This window comes from Providencia sp. PROV175, assembly GCF_032707045.1.
Classification (GTDB): domain Bacteria; phylum Pseudomonadota; class Gammaproteobacteria; order Enterobacterales; family Enterobacteriaceae; genus Providencia; species Providencia hangzhouensis.
The window spans coordinates 4,277,633-4,294,038 of the sequence record NZ_CP120533.1 but is presented as its reverse complement, the minus strand read 5'-3'; the positions used below and the strand labels follow the sequence as shown (position 1 = coordinate 4,294,038).

At 41.7% G+C, this 16,406-nt stretch carries 25 protein-coding genes; 19 read left to right on the top strand and 6 right to left on the bottom strand.

The genetic code is table 11. The annotated features are described in order from the left end of the window. Positions 1-5 precede the first annotated feature (5 nt). The 14 genes from rplF to P3L44_RS19590 all read left to right on the top strand — a co-directional run bounded on the left by rplF (position 6) and on the right by P3L44_RS19590 (position 7,326). A complete protein-coding gene (rplF, locus tag P3L44_RS19655) occupies positions 6-539 on the top strand; it encodes a 50S ribosomal protein L6 (protein ID WP_004265464.1) in 534 nt (177 codons plus the stop codon). Positions 540-548: 9 nt separating this feature from the next. Continuing rightward, the gene (gene rplR / locus P3L44_RS19650) at positions 549-902 is read left to right on the top strand and encodes a 50S ribosomal protein L18 (RefSeq protein ID WP_004265467.1); all 354 of its coding nucleotides are present in this window, start codon (positions 549-551) and stop codon (positions 900-902) included. A gap of 14 nt (positions 903-916) precedes the next feature. Then, on the top strand, positions 917-1,417 hold the full coding sequence (gene rpsE, locus P3L44_RS19645) for a 30S ribosomal protein S5 (RefSeq protein WP_004265471.1): 501 nt from the start codon (positions 917-919) through the stop codon (positions 1,415-1,417). 6 nt (positions 1,418-1,423) lie between these two features. Then, positions 1,424-1,603, top strand: a complete 180-nt coding sequence (gene rpmD, locus P3L44_RS19640; protein ID WP_004265475.1) for a 50S ribosomal protein L30 — start codon at positions 1,424-1,426, stop codon at positions 1,601-1,603. Between the two features lie 3 nt (positions 1,604-1,606). After that, complete coding sequence (rplO, locus tag P3L44_RS19635; RefSeq protein ID WP_004265478.1) at positions 1,607-2,041, top strand: 50S ribosomal protein L15; 435 nt, start codon at positions 1,607-1,609, stop codon at positions 2,039-2,041. A gap of 7 nt (positions 2,042-2,048) precedes the next feature. Next, positions 2,049-3,374 carry a preprotein translocase subunit SecY gene (gene secY / locus P3L44_RS19630; RefSeq protein ID WP_004265481.1) on the top strand — a complete coding sequence of 442 codons (1,326 nt, stop codon included), beginning with the start codon at positions 2,049-2,051 and terminating at the stop codon, positions 3,372-3,374. Between the two features lie 46 nt (positions 3,375-3,420). Beyond that, on the top strand, positions 3,421-3,537 hold the full coding sequence (gene rpmJ / locus P3L44_RS19625) for a 50S ribosomal protein L36 (RefSeq protein ID WP_004265484.1): 117 nt from the start codon (positions 3,421-3,423) through the stop codon (positions 3,535-3,537). A 145-nt stretch (positions 3,538-3,682) separates the two neighbouring features. Further along, the gene (gene rpsM / locus P3L44_RS19620; RefSeq protein ID WP_004907144.1) at positions 3,683-4,039 is read left to right on the top strand and encodes a 30S ribosomal protein S13; all 357 of its coding nucleotides are present in this window, start codon (positions 3,683-3,685) and stop codon (positions 4,037-4,039) included. A gap of 16 nt (positions 4,040-4,055) precedes the next feature. Then, positions 4,056-4,445, top strand: a complete 390-nt coding sequence (gene rpsK, locus P3L44_RS19615) for a 30S ribosomal protein S11 (protein WP_002919257.1) — start codon at positions 4,056-4,058, stop codon at positions 4,443-4,445. Between the two features lie 37 nt (positions 4,446-4,482). Further along, positions 4,483-5,103: a 30S ribosomal protein S4 gene (rpsD, locus tag P3L44_RS19610; protein ID WP_004265487.1), complete on the top strand. Its 621-nt coding sequence runs from the start codon at positions 4,483-4,485 to the stop codon at positions 5,101-5,103. Between the two features lie 25 nt (positions 5,104-5,128). Beyond that, positions 5,129-6,118, top strand: a complete 990-nt coding sequence (locus tag P3L44_RS19605; protein ID WP_004265491.1) for a DNA-directed RNA polymerase subunit alpha — start codon at positions 5,129-5,131, stop codon at positions 6,116-6,118. A 37-nt stretch (positions 6,119-6,155) separates the two neighbouring features. Continuing rightward, complete coding sequence (gene rplQ, locus P3L44_RS19600) at positions 6,156-6,542, top strand: 50S ribosomal protein L17 (protein ID WP_004907152.1); 387 nt, start codon at positions 6,156-6,158, stop codon at positions 6,540-6,542. Between the two features lie 133 nt (positions 6,543-6,675). Further along, positions 6,676-7,092, top strand: a complete 417-nt coding sequence (zntR, locus tag P3L44_RS19595) for a Zn(2+)-responsive transcriptional regulator (protein WP_036959225.1) — start codon at positions 6,676-6,678, stop codon at positions 7,090-7,092. A 33-nt stretch (positions 7,093-7,125) separates the two neighbouring features. After that, positions 7,126-7,326 carry an alternative ribosome-rescue factor A gene (locus P3L44_RS19590; RefSeq protein WP_272662826.1) on the top strand — a complete coding sequence of 67 codons (201 nt, stop codon included), beginning with the start codon at positions 7,126-7,128 and terminating at the stop codon, positions 7,324-7,326. On the opposite strand, the gene mscL is transcribed toward P3L44_RS19590, so the two are convergent. The 5 genes from mscL to def form a co-directional block, all read right to left on the bottom strand. Continuing rightward, a complete protein-coding gene (gene mscL / locus P3L44_RS19585; RefSeq protein WP_004265501.1) occupies positions 7,327-7,737 on the bottom strand; it encodes a large-conductance mechanosensitive channel protein MscL in 411 nt (136 codons plus the stop codon). It abuts the gene before it with no gap. A 105-nt stretch (positions 7,738-7,842) separates the two neighbouring features. Then, positions 7,843-9,219, bottom strand: coding sequence for a Trk system potassium transporter TrkA (trkA, locus tag P3L44_RS19580; RefSeq protein ID WP_272662825.1), 1,377 nt, complete (start codon positions 9,217-9,219; stop codon positions 7,843-7,845). 36 nt (positions 9,220-9,255) lie between these two features. After that, entirely contained in the window at positions 9,256-10,539 is a 1,284-nt protein-coding gene (gene rsmB, locus P3L44_RS19575; RefSeq protein WP_004265505.1) for a 16S rRNA (cytosine(967)-C(5))-methyltransferase RsmB, read from the bottom strand. A gap of 69 nt (positions 10,540-10,608) precedes the next feature. After that, complete coding sequence (fmt, locus tag P3L44_RS19570) at positions 10,609-11,556, bottom strand: methionyl-tRNA formyltransferase (RefSeq protein WP_096865177.1); 948 nt, start codon at positions 11,554-11,556, stop codon at positions 10,609-10,611. 28 nt (positions 11,557-11,584) lie between these two features. Then, positions 11,585-12,106, bottom strand: coding sequence for a peptide deformylase (gene def, locus P3L44_RS19565; protein WP_140172944.1), 522 nt, complete (start codon positions 12,104-12,106; stop codon positions 11,585-11,587). 133 nt (positions 12,107-12,239) lie between these two features. Here def and dprA point away from each other — a divergent pair, with 133 nt between their 5' ends. Genes dprA through P3L44_RS19540 form a run of 5 tightly spaced genes read left to right on the top strand, consistent with a single transcriptional unit; the run spans position 12,240 to position 15,543 of the window. Further along, a complete protein-coding gene (gene dprA / locus P3L44_RS19560) occupies positions 12,240-13,316 on the top strand; it encodes a DNA-processing protein DprA (RefSeq protein WP_140172945.1) in 1,077 nt (358 codons plus the stop codon). Positions 13,317-13,340: 24 nt separating this feature from the next. Continuing rightward, positions 13,341-13,880, top strand: a complete 540-nt coding sequence (locus tag P3L44_RS19555; protein WP_036959223.1) for a type I DNA topoisomerase — start codon at positions 13,341-13,343, stop codon at positions 13,878-13,880. Between the two features lie 12 nt (positions 13,881-13,892). After that, positions 13,893-14,462, top strand: a complete 570-nt coding sequence (gene tsaC, locus P3L44_RS19550) for an L-threonylcarbamoyladenylate synthase type 1 TsaC (RefSeq protein WP_096865179.1) — start codon at positions 13,893-13,895, stop codon at positions 14,460-14,462. Between the two features lie 5 nt (positions 14,463-14,467). Next, a complete protein-coding gene (aroE, locus tag P3L44_RS19545; RefSeq protein WP_272662824.1) occupies positions 14,468-15,286 on the top strand; it encodes a shikimate dehydrogenase in 819 nt (272 codons plus the stop codon). Next, positions 15,283-15,543 carry a DUF1488 domain-containing protein gene (locus P3L44_RS19540; protein ID WP_140172949.1) on the top strand — a complete coding sequence of 87 codons (261 nt, stop codon included), beginning with the start codon at positions 15,283-15,285 and terminating at the stop codon, positions 15,541-15,543. The genes aroE and P3L44_RS19540 overlap by 4 nt, the downstream gene beginning before the upstream one ends. Here P3L44_RS19540 and P3L44_RS19535 read toward each other — a convergent pair. Further along, complete coding sequence (locus P3L44_RS19535; RefSeq protein WP_036959227.1) at positions 15,519-16,064, bottom strand: gamma carbonic anhydrase family protein; 546 nt, start codon at positions 16,062-16,064, stop codon at positions 15,519-15,521. The genes P3L44_RS19540 and P3L44_RS19535 overlap by 25 nt on opposite strands. Positions 16,065-16,406: the final 342 nt, after the last annotated feature.

The following is a 16,406-nucleotide window of genomic DNA, read 5'->3' as shown; positions in this document are numbered from 1 at the left end:
AAAGAATGTCTCGTGTGGCAAAAGCACCCGTCGTCATTCCTGCCGGCGTAGAGGTAAAACTCAACGGTCAGGTTATTTCGATTAAGGGTAAAAACGGCGAGCTTACTCGTACTATCCATAATGCAGTTGAAGTTAAAAGCGAAGACAATCAACTGACTTTCGCACCACGCGAAGGTTTTGATGATGCATGGGCACAAGCGGGTACTACTCGTTCACTGTGCAATGCAATGGTTGTTGGTGTTACCGAAGGCTTCACTAAAAAGCTTCAACTGGTCGGTGTTGGTTACCGTGCAGCAATCAAAGGCAATGCAGTAAGCTTGTCTTTAGGTTTCTCGCATCCGGTTGAACACGCACTGCCAGCAGGCATTACTGCTGAATGTCCAACACAAACTGAAATCGTACTGAAAGGTGCGGATAAGCAAGTGATTGGTCAAGTTGCAGCAGAACTGCGTGCTTACCGTCGTCCTGAACCTTACAAAGGTAAAGGTGTTCGTTACGCCGATGAAATCGTGCGTACCAAAGAGGCTAAGAAGAAGTAAGGTAACACTATGGATAAGAAAGCAGCTCGTATCCGTCGTGCGACCCGCGCACGCCGTAAGATCCAAGAGTTGGGTGCGACTCGCCTGGTGGTACATCGTACTCCACGCCATATTTATGCGCAGGTTATCGCACCGAACGGTTCTGAAACATTGGTTGCAGCTTCTACTACAGAAAAAGCTATCAATGAGCAAGTGAAATTCACTGGAAACAAAGATGCAGCAGCAGTAGTTGGTAAATTAATTGCTGAACGCGCACTGGAAAAAGGCATCACTGTTGTTGCTTTTGACCGTTCTGGTTTCCAATATCATGGTAGAGTCCAGGCACTGGCAGATGCTGCCCGTGAAGCTGGCCTTCAGTTCTAAGGTAGAGGTGTAAGATGGCTCACATCGAAAAACAAGCTGGCGAACTGCAGGAAAAGCTGATCGCGGTAAACCGCGTAGCAAAAACCGTTAAAGGTGGCCGTATTTTCAGCTTTACCGCACTGACTGTAGTTGGTGATGGTAACGGTCGCGTTGGTTTTGGCTACGGCAAAGCGCGCGAAGTTCCGGCAGCAATCCAGAAAGCGATGGAAAAAGCCCGTCGCAGTATGAAAACCGTTGCTCTAAACAACGGCACATTGTTCCACCCTGTGAAAGGTACACACACTGGTTCTCGTGTGTTTATGCAACCTGCTCACGAAGGTACCGGTATCATTGCCGGCGGTGCAATGCGTGCTGTTTTAGAAGTAGCTGGAGTTCGCAACGTACTGGCTAAAACCTATGGTTCCACTAACCCAATCAACGTGGTTCGTGCAACACTGGATGCTTTAGACAGCATGAAGTCTCCAGAAATGGTCGCAGCTAAGCGTGGAAAATCCGTCGAAGAAATTCTGGGGTAATCGGCTATGGCTAAGACTATTAAAATTACACAAGTTCGCAGTTCAATCGGTCGTCTGCCTAAGCATAAGGCAACACTGGTCGGTTTAGGTCTGCGTCGCATTGGTCATACAGTAGAGCGCGAGGATACTCCTGCTGTACGTGGTATGGTCAACTTGGTTTCCTACATGGTTAAAGTTGAGGAGTAAGAGATGCGTTTAAATACTCTGTCTCCGGCTGAAGGTGCCAAGCACGCGCCTAAACGCGTAGGTCGTGGTATCGGTTCTGGTCTCGGTAAAACCGGCGGCCGTGGTCACAAAGGTCAGAAATCTCGTTCTGGCGGTGGCGTACGTCGTGGTTTCGAAGGCGGCCAGATGCCTTTATACCGTCGTCTGCCGAAATTCGGCTTCACTTCACGCAAAGCAATGATCACTGCAGAGATTCGTCTGTCTGATTTTGCTGCTGTTGAAGGCGATGTTATTGATCTGAACGCACTGAAAGCCGCGAACGTTGTTGGCATCCAGATTGAATATGCGAAAGTTATTCTGTCTGGCGAAGTGAACCGTGCAGTTACTGTACGTGGCCTTCGTGTTACTAAAGGTGCTCGCGCTGCAATCGAAGCTGCCGGCGGTAAAATTGAGGAATAAGTGACAGATGGCTAAACAACCAGGATTAGATTTTCAAAGTGCCAAGGGTGGAGCTGGCGAACTTAAACGCAGACTTTTGTTTGTAATTGGTGCGCTAATTGTTTTCCGAATTGGTTCTTTTATTCCAATCCCTGGTATTGATGCCACTGTGCTTGCCAAATTGCTCGAACAGCAACAAGGCACCATCATTGAAATGTTTAACATGTTCTCTGGTGGTGCTCTTAGCCGTGCTTCTATCTTTGCTTTGGGTATCATGCCGTATATTTCGGCATCGATTATCATCCAATTATTATCAGTGGTTAATCCACGGTTAGCAGAGATTAAGAAGGAAGGAGAAGCAGGTCGTCGGAAGATAAGCCAATATACTCGTTGGGGTACTCTGGTATTAGCAATATTCCAATCTATTGGTATTGCAATGGGTCTACCGAATATGCCAGGGATGCAAGGGTTAGTTATTGATCCGGGTCTCCCGTTCTACTTTACGGCTGTTGTTAGCTTGGTCACGGGGACTATGTTCCTTATGTGGTTAGGTGAGCAGATAACTGAAAGAGGTATCGGTAACGGTATTTCTATCATTATCTTCGCTGGTATTGTTGCGGGATTACCGCCGGCTATTGGCCATACCATCGAGCAAGCTCGGCAAGGCGATCTGCACTTCCTCCTGTTGCTGTTGGTTGCGGTGTTAGTATTCGCGGTTACATTCTTTGTTGTGTTTATGGAACGTGGTCAGCGTCGTATCGTCGTTAATTACGCTAAACGTCAGCAAGGTCGCCGTGTTTACGCAGCACAAAGTACACATTTACCGTTAAAAGTGAATATGGCGGGTGTAATTCCTGCAATTTTTGCTTCCAGTATCATACTATTCCCGGGTACAATAGCTTCTTGGTTTGGTGATGGAACTGGCTGGGACTGGCTGACTACAATTTCTATGTATTTACAGCCTGGTCAACCGTTATATGTGTTACTTTATGCATCTGCGATCATCTTCTTCTGTTTCTTCTATACGGCGTTGGTTTTCAACCCGAGAGAAACAGCAGATAACCTGAAGAAGTCCGGTGCATTTGTACCAGGAATTCGTCCGGGAGAGCAAACGGCCAAGTACATTGATAAGGTAATGACTCGCTTAACATTAGTTGGCGCATTATATATTACCTTCATCTGCCTAATCCCGGAGTTCATGCGTGACGCAATGAAAGTACCTTTCTATTTTGGTGGTACTTCCCTCTTAATCGTGGTTGTCGTTATCATGGACTTTATGGCTCAAGTGCAAACTCTGATGATGTCAAGTCAGTATGAGTCTGCATTGAAGAAAGCAAACCTGAAAGGTAAGTAATCATTTAGTGTGATTATGGTTTGCTTAGAAGTTACGGAGAGTAAAAATGAAAGTTCGTGCTTCCGTCAAGAAATTATGCCGTAACTGCAAAATTATTCGTCGCAATGGTAGCGTTCGTGTAATTTGTAGTGTTGAACCAAGACATAAACAACGTCAAGGTTAAGAAAAAGCATTTTTTTCTTGCAAAGTTGGGTTGAGCTGGCTAAATTAGCCAGCCAATCTTTTTTATCTAAGATACATTATTGTTTGAGTATCCTGAAAACGGGCTTTTCAGCACAGTAATGTATATTTTAACTTAGGAGTGCATAGTGGCCCGTATAGCAGGCATTAACATTCCTGATCATAAACATACTGTAATCGCTTTAACATCGATTTTCGGTATCGGCAAAACTCGTTCACAGGCTATCTGTGAAGCAACTGGTATTGCTGAAAATGTTAAGATCAGTGAGCTGTCTGAAGAACAAATCGACAAGCTGCGTGACGAAGTTGCTAAATACGTTGTAGAAGGTGACTTACGTCGTGAAATTACCCTGAGCATCAAGCGTCTGATGGACCTTGGATGTTACCGTGGTTTACGTCATCGTCGTGGTCTTCCTGTGCGCGGACAGCGTACTAAGACTAACGCTCGTACCCGTAAGGGTCCGCGTAAGCCGATCAAGAAATAAGTCGGGGTATTGAATAATGGCAAAAGCACCAATTCGTGCACGTAAGCGTGTAAGAAAACAAGTCTCAGACGGTGTGGCTCATATCCATGCTTCTTTCAACAACACAATCGTTACTATTACAGACCGTCAAGGTAACGCATTGGGTTGGGCAACTGCCGGTGGTTCCGGTTTCCGTGGTTCTCGCAAATCCACTCCGTTTGCAGCTCAGGTTGCAGCAGAGCGTTGCGCAGAAGCCGTGAAAGAATACGGTATCAAGAACCTGGAAGTTATGGTTAAGGGACCGGGTCCGGGTCGCGAATCAACAATTCGTGCTCTGAACGCCGCTGGTTTCCGCATCACTAATATTACTGATGTGACTCCTATCCCTCATAACGGTTGTCGCCCACCGAAAAAACGTCGCGTTTAATACGTTTCGTTTTTTTTAGGACTGTTGGAGAAAGAAAATGGCTAGATATTTGGGTCCTAAGCTCAAGCTGAGCCGTCGCGAAGGAACAGACCTCTTCCTGAAGTCTGGTGTTCGCGCGATTGACACCAAGTGTAAATTAGAACAGGCTCCAGGCCAGCACGGTGCGCGTAAACCGCGTCTGTCTGACTATGGCGTCCAGTTACGTGAAAAACAAAAAGTTCGTCGTATCTACGGTGTTCTGGAACGTCAATTCCGTAACTATTACAAAGAAGCAACACGTCTGAAAGGCAACACAGGTGAAAACCTGCTGACTTTGCTGGAAGGTCGTCTTGATAACGTCGTTTACCGTATGGGCTTTGGCGCAACTCGCGCAGAAGCACGTCAAATGGTTAGCCATAAAGCTATCATGGTAAATGGCCGTGTAGTTAATATCGCTTCTTATCAGGTTTCCCCGAATGACGTTATCAGCGTTCGTGAGAAAGCTAAAAAACAGTCTCGTATTAAGGCTGCTTTAGAGCTGGCTGAACAGCGTGAGAAGCCAACTTGGCTGGAAGTTGATGCTGCTAAAATGGAAGGTGTGTTCAAACGTATTCCTGAACGTACTGACTTGTCTGCGGACATTAACGAACACCTGATCGTCGAGCTTTACTCCAAGTAAAGCTTAGCACCAAAGAGAGGACACAATGCAGGGTTCTGTGACAGAGTTTCTAAAACCGCGCCTGGTAGATATCGAGCAAGTGAGTTCGACGCACGCTAAGGTGACCCTTGAGCCTTTAGAGCGTGGCTTTGGCCATACTCTTGGTAACGCACTGCGCCGTATTCTGCTTTCGTCTATGCCGGGTTGTGCGGTGACAGAGGTTGAGATTGATGGTGTACTGCATGAGTACAGCACCAAAGAAGGTGTACAGGAAGATATCCTGGAGATTCTCCTCAACCTGAAAGGGCTGGCGGTAAAAGTTCAGGGGAAAGATGAAGTTATTTTAACCTTGAATAAATCTGGCATTGGCCCTGTGACTGCAGCCGACATCATCCATGATGGTGATGTCGAAATCGTCAAGCCACAGCACATCATCTGCCACCTGACTGACGAAAGCGCATCTATTAATATGCGAATTAAAGTACAGCGTGGTCGTGGTTATGTGCCGGCTTCTGCCCGAGTTCATTCGGAAGAAGATGAGCGCCCAATCGGTCGTTTGTTAGTCGATGCTTGCTACAGCCCAGTAGAGCGTATTGCCTACAATGTTGAAGCAGCTCGTGTTGAGCAACGTACAGACTTGGATAAGTTAGTTATTGAAATGGAAACTAACGGTACAATCGATCCTGAAGAGGCGATTCGCCGTGCGGCAACCATTCTGGCTGAACAACTTGAAGCTTTTGTTGACTTACGTGATGTACGTCAGCCTGAAGTTAAAGAAGAAAAACCAGAATTCGATCCTATCTTATTGCGCCCAGTTGACGATCTGGAATTGACTGTCCGCTCTGCTAACTGCCTCAAAGCAGAAGCTATCCACTACATCGGTGATCTGGTACAGCGTACAGAAGTTGAGTTGCTTAAAACTCCGAATCTTGGTAAGAAATCTCTTACTGAAATTAAGGACGTCTTGGCATCTCGTGGTCTTTCTCTGGGCATGCGCTTAGAAAATTGGCCACCAGCAAGTATTGCTGATGATTAAGATCACAGGTTAAGGTTTTACTGAGAAGGATAAGGTCATGCGCCATCGTAAGAGTGGTCGTCAATTGAACCGCAACAGCAGCCACCGCCAAGCTATGTTCCGTAACATGGCAGGTTCTTTAGTTCGTCATGAAATCATCAAGACGACTCTGCCTAAAGCGAAAGAACTGCGTCGCGTCGTTGAGCCGCTGATTACTCTTGCCAAGACCGACAGCGTAGCTAATCGTCGTCTGGCATTCGCACGTACTCGTGATAACGAGATCGTTGCAAAATTATTTAATGAACTGGGACCTCGTTTCGCAGCTCGTGCAGGTGGTTACACTCGTATTCTTAAGTGTGGCTACCGCACAGGTGACAACGCTCCGATGGCTTACATCGAGCTTGTTGACCGTGCTGTTGAGTCTCAAGAAGCAGCTGCAGAGTAATCTGCTGTCGCTTTCAAGAAAACCGGGTATATTTGCCCGGTTTTTTTGTACCTGCTATTCTTACTTCTTCAAATAAATTTATTCCCTTGATTTTTTCGTGGTTAACCCATATTTACAGGTAAGTATTATGAGCATGTATAAGATAGGTGAACTTGCTAGGCTAGCAGATGTGACGCCTGATACGATTCGTTTTTATGAAAAACAAGGTTTGATGGGACATAAAGAAAGAACAGAAGGTGGGTATCGGTTATTTACGGAACAAGACCTACAGCGACTGCGTTTTATTCGTTATGCAAAACAGTTAGGTTTTACTTTAGAAGCTATCACTGAACTACTTTCAATACGAGTGGATCCTGAACATCATACCTGCCAAGAATCTAAACAGATTGTTGATCTCAGATTACTTGAAGTTGAAAAAAAGATACAAGAGCTTATTATTATGCGCGATTCGCTGAAGATGTTAAGTTCAGCATGTTGTGGAGAAGAACATGCGACAACCTATTGCTCCATTATGGAAATACTAGAAAAAGGCGCATCTAAAGTTTATTAATTATACAATCTGCTAATTATATGAGGGTATATCATGAGTAAATATAAACATAAACGTGGTGAGATTAAAGATAATGCGATTGAAGCATTACTACATGATCCACTATTTCGCCAAAGAGTTGAAAAAAACAAAAAAGGAAAAGGTAGTTATACAAGAAAAGAAAAAAATAAGAAGTCAGTTAACTGGGAGGCCAGCGGTAATAGGTTTATTTACTTATTACCACTGGCCTTTTAGTTAATTTTTATTTTGTTCTTTTAAAAGATCACGAATTTCTGATAACAGAACTTCTTCTTTAGATGGTGGGGCTGGCTCTGCTGGTGCGGCTTCTTTTTCACGGCGAACTTTATTCATGACCTTAATTGCCATAAAGATAGCGAACGCAACAATAACGAAGTCAAAAACGGTTTGTATAAACATACCATAATTTAGTACTACTGCTGGTAAATCACCTTGTGCTTCTTTTAATACTACGCTGAATGATTTGAAATCAACACCTCCGATTAGTAAACCTAGCGGAGGCATAATGACATCAGCAACTAATGAAGATACAATTTTACCAAATGCAGCACCAATAATAATACCAACTGCCATATCCACTACATTGCCCTTCATAGCAAATTCGCGGAAATCTTTTAAAAAGCTCATTAGACGACCCCTTAATAAATAACTCAATTGAAACAAAACATGTATTAGGTTAACAAATTATAGTCGCTAAAATTATTAAGCTACAAATATTTACTATTTTTATTTTTATAAAAAGAATGGACTTGGTTGAAATAATTTTTCAACTTCGGGTACATACTTTTTATCTGTAATAAACATAATGACATGATCACCTTGTTCAATTATATGGTAATCACTAGCTATAATGACTTCTTCTTCACGAACAATTGCACCAATAATAGTTCCAGGAGGAAGTTTAATTTCAGATATTTTTTTGCCAACAACTTTTGACGTATTTTCATCACCGTGTGCAATTGCCTCAATAGCTTCCGCAACGCCTCTTCTTAAAGATGAAACATTGACTATATCCGCTTTTCTTACATGGCTTAATAAAGCAGAAATAGTTGCCTGTTGAGGTGAAATCGCAATATCAATTACCCCACCTTGAACGAGTTCAACGTATGCAGAGCGTTGTATAAGAACCATTGCTTTTTTAGCCCCCATTTTTTTTGCTAACATAGCAGACATAATATTAGCTTCATCATCATTTGTTAGGGCAATAAAAACATCCATTTGCTCAATATGTTCTTCTGTGAGTAGTTCTTGGTCGGATGCATCGCCATAAAATACAATGGTATCATGCAGCAACTCAGCAAGTTCTGTTGCGCGCTTCTGGTTGCGCTCAATAAGTTTCACGCTGTAATCTTTTTCTAGTCGCCTTGCTAGACCGGCTCCGACGTTACCACCACCGACTATCATCAAACGTTTGTATGGTTTTTCTAGTCTTTGCAGCTCGCTCATTACGGCTCGGATATGTTGTGTTGAAGCAACAAAAAAAACCTCATCACCCGCTTCAATAATTGTTGAGCCTTGAGGGCGAATAGGTCTATCTTGACGGAAAATAGCGACAACACGAGTATCAATATGTGGCATGTGTTCGCGTAAGCTCGATAGTGCATTACCAACGAGTGAGCCGCCATAATAAGCTTTTACAGCAACTATGCTAACTTTGCCTTCTGCAAAGTTTACAACCTGAAGGGCGCCAGGGTATTGAATTAATTTATAGATATAGTCGATAACTAGTTGTTCTGGCGATATTAAGTAGTCAATCGGGATTTGTTCAGGTAGAAACAATTTGTCGGCTTCACGGATATATTCAGTCGCCCTGATACGCGCTATTTTATTTGGGGTATTAAATAGGCTATATGAAATTTGGCAGGCAATCATGTTAGTTTCATCTGAATTGGTAACGGCTACTAACATATCCGCATCTTCTGCGCCTGCATCCCGAAGCACTCTAGGGTGAGAGCCATGACCATTTACCACTCGAAGATCGAATTGATCCTGTAATTGACGTAACCGATCAGCATCGGTATCAACGACGGTAATATCATTGTTCTCATCAACTAAATTTTCAGCAAGCGTTCCGCCAACTTGCCCAGCACCTAGAATAATGATCTTCATTACATCTTCCTATATCAGAGAGCTGGCTACAATTTACTACACTTTTTTGACTAAGCGTGCATAAAAGAAACCATCACCACCATTAGTACTTGGTAATACTTGTAACCCAGCATCGGTTCCATCATTTAGACTGGCGTCATTATGTTTAGATAGGAAATTTTGTATTTGCTTTCCATTTTCTTCGGGCATAATTGAGCATGTCGCATAAAGTAGAGTACCGCCCGGTTTTAAATAAGGCCAGATAGCTTCGAGAATTTGAGCTTGTAGTTGCGCCAATTCATTTATATCCGAATCACGGCGTAGCCATTTAATATCAGGATGACGCCTAATAACGCCTGTAGCGGAGCAAGGTGCATCAAGTAAAATACGGTCAAATTGCTGATCTTTCGCCCATTTTTCAGGCTGTGTGCCGTCTCCTTGTATAACAACAGCATGTTGCTTAAGACGAATTAGATTTTCTTTCACTCTTTTAAGACGATATTCATCGATATCTACAGCAATAACATTCGCTCTAGGGGCTAATTCTAAAATATGGGTTGTTTTTCCACCTGGTGCTGCACATAAATCTAAAATACTTTCCCCATTTTGAGGTTCTAGCAATTCAGCGCAGCCTTGAGCTGAGACATCTTGTACTGTTGACCAGCCATCTTCAAAGCCCGGAAGACGAGATACTGCGGTGGGTTCATCTAACCGAATAGCATTTGGATGTGAGGGGTGCAAATGTGCGGTTATCTCAGATTGTTCTAGTAAGTTGAGATATTGTGCAGCAGTGTGATGTTGAGAGTTTACTCTTAACCACATAGGTGGGCGTTGGTTATTTGCTTCAATAATAGATTGCCAATCCTCTGGATAGGCAGTTTGTAGGCGTTTTAATAACCAGCTTGGATGTAAATATTGGCTAGTGTTGTTAGCAATTCTTTCTTCTAATTGTACTTGTTGGCGCTGAAATGAACGTAATACGCCATTAATAAGCCCTTTTAATTGGGGCTTTTTCAGTGCAACTGCGCCATCTACTGTTTCTGCTAATGCAGCATGAGGTGGTATACGAGTGTAAAGTAGCTGGTAGATGCCTACCATAATTAAGTAATGTAGGGTTCTTTGTTTACCCGTTAATGGTTTTTCCATTAGCTGGCTAATAAACCATTCAAGTTTTGGTAAATAACGTAAAACGCCAAAGCAAATTTCTTGTAATAAAGCTTTATCTTTATCATTGATATTACGTTGTAAGTCAGGCAGTACAGTGCTTAATGATTGCCCGTTATCAAGAACTTGGAAAATGGCTGTTGCCGCGATACTACGCAAATTATATGTGTTTTTCATATGGTGAGGATGAATTCATTAGTGACTGAAATAAAACTGCCTGAAGGTATCAGGCAGTTTACAAGTTCGTTATGCTAGAACTTGCTCTGGGGTAAACCATTCGCGACGAGAGTTTAGGATATCTTGTGCACTCATTGCTTTTTTGCCAGGCGGTTGTAGCTGAGTAATATTTAGTATGCCATTTCCTGTGGCAATGCATATACCTTTTTTGTCAGCGCTAATAATTGTTCCTGGTTGCTTATCATGTGCTTCTTCGAGTACTTCAGCTTGCCAAACTTTAATGAGTTGTTCTTCAACCATGAAATAACTCATTGGCCAAGGATTGAAAGCACGAATACAGCGCTCAATATGTACAGCATCATCTTGCCAATTAATCCGAGCTTCTTCTTTTGATAATTTTTCAGCGTAATTTGCTAATGAATCATCTTGTTTTTCAGCTGTGCATTGGCCTGAGGATAGCATTTCAACAGTATGAATTAATGCTTCTGGGCCTATTATTGCTAACTTGTCATATAACGAGGCGCTTGTATCACTAGGGTTAATTGGACAAATTGCTTTGTAAAGCATGTCTCCAGTATCTAAACCTGCATCCATTTGCATAATAGTCACACCCGTTTCAGTATCACCAGCCCAAATAGAACGTTGAATTGGTGCCGCTCCTCTCCAGCGAGGTAACAAAGAGCCGTGAACATTCAAGCAACCTAAGCGAGGAATATCGAGAACGGCTTGCGGTAGAATCAGGCCATAGGCAACAACTATCATTAAGTCTGCATTTTGGTTTTTTATCCACTGCTGGTTTTCGCTATCTTTAAGAGATACTGGTTGAAAAACAGGGATTTGGTGTTCTTCAGCGAGAACCTTGACGGGGCTCGGAGTTAACTTTTTACCTCTTCCCGCAGGTTTATCATGGCGAGTGAGGACGCCAACGATTTGGTGTCTAGTATCTAAGAGAGCAGCTAAATGTTTGGCCGCAAAATCGGGGGTACCCGCAAAAATAATTTTTAATGGCTCTGACACGTTAATTTCCCTATTTATATGTAGCGAATTAGCTATTTTTGGCTTCTTTTGCTCTTAGTCTGTCTAACTTTTCAACTTTCTGGCGGATGCGCTGACGTTTTAAAGGCGATAAATAGTCAACGAATAGTTTACCAACAAGGTGGTCCATCTCATGTTGGATACAGATAGCTAATAAACCATCAGCCTCCAGTTCAAAAGACTCTCCGTTATAGTTTAGCGCGCGAATTTTTACCTGCTCAGCACGAGGGACGAAGCCATGTTGTTCTGGAATAGACAAGCAACCTTCTTCGATCCCCGTTTCCCCTGATTTATCTAGTAATTCAGGGTTAATAAGAACTAAGCGATCATCACGAGTTTCAGACACATCAATAACGATGATTCTCTGGTGGATATCAACTTGTGTTGCTGCAAGGCCAATACCTTCTTCTTCATACATGGTATCGAACATATCATCAACGATACGCTGTATAGAAGCATCAACTTTGTCTACTGGCTTAGCAATTGTGCGTAAGCGTTCGTCTGGGTAATGTAATACGTTTAAGACTGACATAAATTTTTCGAGCAGTTTCCAAAATGTGAATGGGAATTAATGACTATTCTAGACATTTCTCATTCATATTGACAGTATTGGTTATGATTTGTTCACTGAAGAACCTATTTGTTGATGAGTCAGGATGACAATAATGAATATCCAAGAAATTTGGTTAAGAATGTCACAGGTTAAAAGGTTATTACCTCTGAATGCAGTAAGAATAATTAATGAGCTAAAACAACTAAATAAAATTAGCTATCAGACTTTACACCATCATGGTTTGAATGAAATACAGCAATTACAGTTTATGAATGTCTCTATGCACCGGCTTGAGAAAGTACAGGCATGGCTTTCAAATAAACATCATCAAATGATTACTTTCTGTGATTCCTATTACCCTTTTTTATTAAAGCAAATTTACCGTCCTCCTCTTTTATTATTTGTCGTGGGAAAAAGTGAATTATTGGTAACGCCACAAATTGCTGTAGTTGGAAGTCGTAGAGCAAGTGAATACGGCAGAATATGGACTAACCTATTTGTGAAGAGCTTTGTCCATCATGGTATAACCATCACCAGTGGGCTTGCATTAGGTATCGACGGTATAAGCCATAAGGCTGCCCTTGATAATCGAGGTGAAACAATTGCGGTTTTAGGTAGCGGGTTAGCGAATATTTATCCACGTCAACATACTGAATTGGCTGAAAAAATCAAAAATTATGGTGCTTTGATTTCAGAATATTGGCCTGATGCACCACCATTACCTAAACAATTTCCCAAGAGAAACCGTATTATTAGTGGGTTAAGTAAAGCAGTTATTGTAATCGAAGCAGGGATGAAAAGTGGCTCACTGATAACCGCTAGGTATGCATTAGAGCAAAACCGCGACTTATTTACATTGCCTGCTCCATTAGGTAACTCTGCATTTCATGGCAACCATTGGTTATTACAGCAGGGAGCTTATCTATTAGCTGAACCTGAGGATGTTTTACAGCATATAGGTGATGGGTTAAATTGGATACAAACCGAATTACCTATAGAACAGGCACCACTTGAGTTTAATGTGGTAGAAAATAAAATTTTAGGTATGGTTGGGTACCAAGCGACACCAGTAGATGTCATTGCAGAACAAACCCAAATTCCAGTTACTCAAATTATTACCATATTAACTGAGATGGAAATTAATGGGGTAGTTAGCTCGGGGGCTGGTGGGTATACCAGAGTAACTTAGTTAAAAGCAACAGTAGAGAAAAACATGTCTAAACAACTGCCTTTCGATACAGAAAAAAATGAACATTGTCCAGAATGCGATTCTTTGCTTGTTATCCGCAATAGTTCACATGGGCCTTTTTTAGGTTGTTCAAGTTATCCACAATGTCATTATATGAGACCGCTAAGACCTACGGTGGAAAGTCATATAATTAAAGTATTAGAAGGTCAACATTGTCCTAAATGTAGTCACGACCTAGTGCTTAAGCAAGGCCGATTTGGCATGTTTATTGGTTGTAGTAATTATCCTGAATGTGAACATATTGAGCTAATTGATAAACCGGATGAAACTAAAATTTCTTGTCCTCAATGCCAAAAAGGGAATTTATTACAGAGAAAATCGCGTTATGGTAAGACTTTTTATGCTTGCGACAATTACCCTAACTGTCAGTTTATATTAAATAATAAGCCTATTAATGGTAAATGTAAGTATTGTGAGTATCCATTACTTATGGAAAAAAGGGGGGGACAGGGAGTAAGATTATTTTGTGCCAGCAAACGCTGCGGTAAACAACAAGAAGAATAATGAGTTAAAACTATGTCAAATATATCTACACCTGCAATTGAAAGTATTATTAGTTCATTACAACATGAGGAGGTTATTGCCTATCCAACAGAAGCCGTATTTGGTTTAGGTTGTGACCCTGATAGTGAAACAGCGGTATATAAGTTATTAGAGTTAAAGCAACGCCCTTGGGAAAAAGGATTAATCCTTATCGCTGATAGCTACGAGCAATTAAAAGACTATATAGATGATGAGCAACTAACAGAAGAACAAAAGCAAGCGATGTTTGCAACATGGCCGGGGCCAGTAACATGGGTGATCCCGGCAAAAGTAACGACTCCAAAATGGTTGACAGGTCGGTTTGATACTATCGCAGTGAGAGTTACAGACCATGAATTAGTAAAAAAATTATGCCGTCATTATGGCAAACCTTTGGTATCTACAAGTGCTAATTTAAGTGGGTTAGAGCCTTGTAGGACAACTGAAGATGTTATTGCACAGTTCAACGGGAGTATTCCTGTTCTTGATGGAATGGTCGGTGGTCGTCAAAACCCATCTGAAATAAGAGATGCAAAAACAGGGCAATTATATCGTAAAGGATAATATTGATGGAAATGTTTGCGGTTTTTGGTAATCCAATTCAACACAGTAAATCACCTGTTATACATAAAATGTTTGCAGAGCAAACAGGGGTTGCCCTTGAATATGAAAAAGTCCTAGCACCAATCGAGGGATTCGAACAAAGTCTAATAGGTTTTTTTTCTCAGGGTGGAAAGGGCGCAAACATTACTTTGCCATTTAAGGAGCGTGCTTTTCAGGCTGTTTCTGAATTAACTGCAAGAGCTCAAGTTTGTGGCGCTGTTAATACGGTGATGAAGCTTGATGATAATCGATTGTTGGGCGACAACACCGATGGAATGGGGCTTTTGTTAGATTTACAACGTTTAAAGTTTGTTCATCCAAATAGCCGAATATTAATGATTGGTGCTGGTGGTGCGACACGTGGAGCATTATTGCCACTTTTAGAATATGGCTGTGATATCACTTTGACAAATAGAACCTTTTCTAAGGTTGAATTATTAGTTAATGAATTTTCAGCACTAGGTAAAATGTGCGGGAAAGAGATCTCACAGATCGTATCTGCTGATTTTGATCTGATTATCAATGCGACTTCATCTGGTGTAAGTGGAGAGGTTCCTGCAATCAATCCAAATGTGTTTAGCGATCAAGCTGCATGTTATGATATGTTTTATCAATCATCATTAACGCCCTTCCTTGAGTTTGCGACTCAACATCAAGTGACTAAAATAGCCGATGGCCTAGGTATGCTAGTAGGGCAAGCCGCGTTTTCTTTTAAACTATGGCATGGCATTCTTCCTGAAATTACACCTGTTCTATCTGCCTTATATAAGGAATTGAAAGGGTGAATCAGCAAATTCAATTCCCTGATAGAGAAGAGTGGGATGCGCTATCCAAGCAAGTACGCTTTCCTGTGTTGATCAGCGGAATGCTTGCGGAATGTGCAATTTCTCAGTCATTGTTATTTCAACGTTATGGTAAAGAAGAAACACCTTTGAGTTTATTTCAGCAGCATCGATGGGATATAGAAGAAGAGTTTGAAGCCTTGATTGAACAAGGCCTCGATGATTACGATGGGTTTTACATATTATCAGATGCTAAATAGTTATTTTTCCATTCGACATAGTTATTCGCTGAATAACGTAAATGACCTAACTCAGCATCAGTCAATTTTCGGATGGCTTTTGCTGGGCTCCCTGTATATAAGTAACCGGATTCGAGTCTTTTTCCTTGAGTTACTAAACTGTTAGCCCCAATAATAACGTCATCTTCCACTATAGCTCCATCAATGACAATTGAACCCATTCCAACCAGCACTCTATTTCCTATAGTGCAACCATGTAACATAACTTTATGACCAATGGTGACATCTTCTCCAATAATTAACGGGTTCCCCTCAGGGTTACTTGCGGATTTATGTGTGACATGTAGAACTGAGCCATCTTGAATATTAGTGCGCGCGCCAATAGAAATATAGTTAACATCTCCACGCAAAACACTGAGAGGCCAAATACTGACATCATCAGCTATGCGAACATCTCCAATTACAACAGAAGATGGGTCAATGAAAACGCGTGCATTAATAGAAGGGTAAATACCTAAATAAGGACGTAAAAGTGTGTTCATAGTGATAACCGTAAAAAAGAAATAAAAGATAGCAGTTAAATAACTCATTAGTTCATTATGAATTTATGAGCGAGTAGGTTGCTAAAGTTAGAATTATAGGCATGAAGTCGTTTCTTTTATAACCGTTATGCGGTGAAAAAGCACAAGGTGGCTATTTTATCCGCAAACAGAGTTTTTTTTTAAAAAAAAGGTTGTGTAATTCTGAAGGCTCCCTATAATGCGCATCCGTTGTCACGACAAACCGGTTAGAAGAAAACTTCGTAACCCAGTGATAACAGAGGTGAGAAAGAAAAAGTTTGAAAATAAACACTTGACTTTCTAAATAAAAAACGTAATATACGA

Excerpts from the sequence above, each read along its gene's own strand:
- rplF (WP_004265464.1), top strand. The coding sequence starts at position 6 with ATGTCTCGTGTGGCAAAAGCACCCGTCGTCATTCCTGCCGGCGTAGAG.
- rplR (WP_004265467.1), top strand. The coding sequence starts at position 549 with ATGGATAAGAAAGCAGCTCGTATCCGTCGTGCGACCCGCGCACGCCGT.
- rpsE (WP_004265471.1), top strand. The coding sequence starts at position 917 with ATGGCTCACATCGAAAAACAAGCTGGCGAACTGCAGGAAAAGCTGATC.
- rpmD (WP_004265475.1), top strand. The coding sequence starts at position 1,424 with ATGGCTAAGACTATTAAAATTACACAAGTTCGCAGTTCAATCGGTCGT.
- rplO (WP_004265478.1), top strand. The coding sequence starts at position 1,607 with ATGCGTTTAAATACTCTGTCTCCGGCTGAAGGTGCCAAGCACGCGCCT.
- secY (WP_004265481.1), top strand. The coding sequence starts at position 2,049 with ATGGCTAAACAACCAGGATTAGATTTTCAAAGTGCCAAGGGTGGAGCT.
- rpmJ (WP_004265484.1), top strand. The coding sequence starts at position 3,421 with ATGAAAGTTCGTGCTTCCGTCAAGAAATTATGCCGTAACTGCAAAATT.
- rpsK (WP_002919257.1), top strand. The coding sequence starts at position 4,056 with ATGGCAAAAGCACCAATTCGTGCACGTAAGCGTGTAAGAAAACAAGTC.
- rpsD (WP_004265487.1), top strand. The coding sequence starts at position 4,483 with ATGGCTAGATATTTGGGTCCTAAGCTCAAGCTGAGCCGTCGCGAAGGA.
- P3L44_RS19605 (WP_004265491.1), top strand. The coding sequence starts at position 5,129 with ATGCAGGGTTCTGTGACAGAGTTTCTAAAACCGCGCCTGGTAGATATC.
- rplQ (WP_004907152.1), top strand. The coding sequence starts at position 6,156 with ATGCGCCATCGTAAGAGTGGTCGTCAATTGAACCGCAACAGCAGCCAC.
- zntR (WP_036959225.1), top strand. The coding sequence starts at position 6,676 with ATGTATAAGATAGGTGAACTTGCTAGGCTAGCAGATGTGACGCCTGAT.
- P3L44_RS19590 (WP_272662826.1), top strand. The coding sequence starts at position 7,126 with ATGAGTAAATATAAACATAAACGTGGTGAGATTAAAGATAATGCGATT.
- mscL (WP_004265501.1), bottom strand. The coding sequence starts at position 7,737 with ATGAGCTTTTTAAAAGATTTCCGCGAATTTGCTATGAAGGGCAATGTA.
- trkA (WP_272662825.1), bottom strand. The coding sequence starts at position 9,219 with ATGAAGATCATTATTCTAGGTGCTGGGCAAGTTGGCGGAACGCTTGCT.
- rsmB (WP_004265505.1), bottom strand. The coding sequence starts at position 10,539 with ATGAAAAACACATATAATTTGCGTAGTATCGCGGCAACAGCCATTTTC.
- def (WP_140172944.1), bottom strand. The coding sequence starts at position 12,106 with ATGTCAGTCTTAAACGTATTACATTACCCAGACGAACGCTTACGCACA.
- dprA (WP_140172945.1), top strand. The coding sequence starts at position 12,240 with ATGAATATCCAAGAAATTTGGTTAAGAATGTCACAGGTTAAAAGGTTA.
- P3L44_RS19555 (WP_036959223.1), top strand. The coding sequence starts at position 13,341 with ATGTCTAAACAACTGCCTTTCGATACAGAAAAAAATGAACATTGTCCA.
- tsaC (WP_096865179.1), top strand. The coding sequence starts at position 13,893 with ATGTCAAATATATCTACACCTGCAATTGAAAGTATTATTAGTTCATTA.
- aroE (WP_272662824.1), top strand. The coding sequence starts at position 14,468 with ATGGAAATGTTTGCGGTTTTTGGTAATCCAATTCAACACAGTAAATCA.
- P3L44_RS19535 (WP_036959227.1), bottom strand. The coding sequence starts at position 16,064 with ATGAACACACTTTTACGTCCTTATTTAGGTATTTACCCTTCTATTAAT.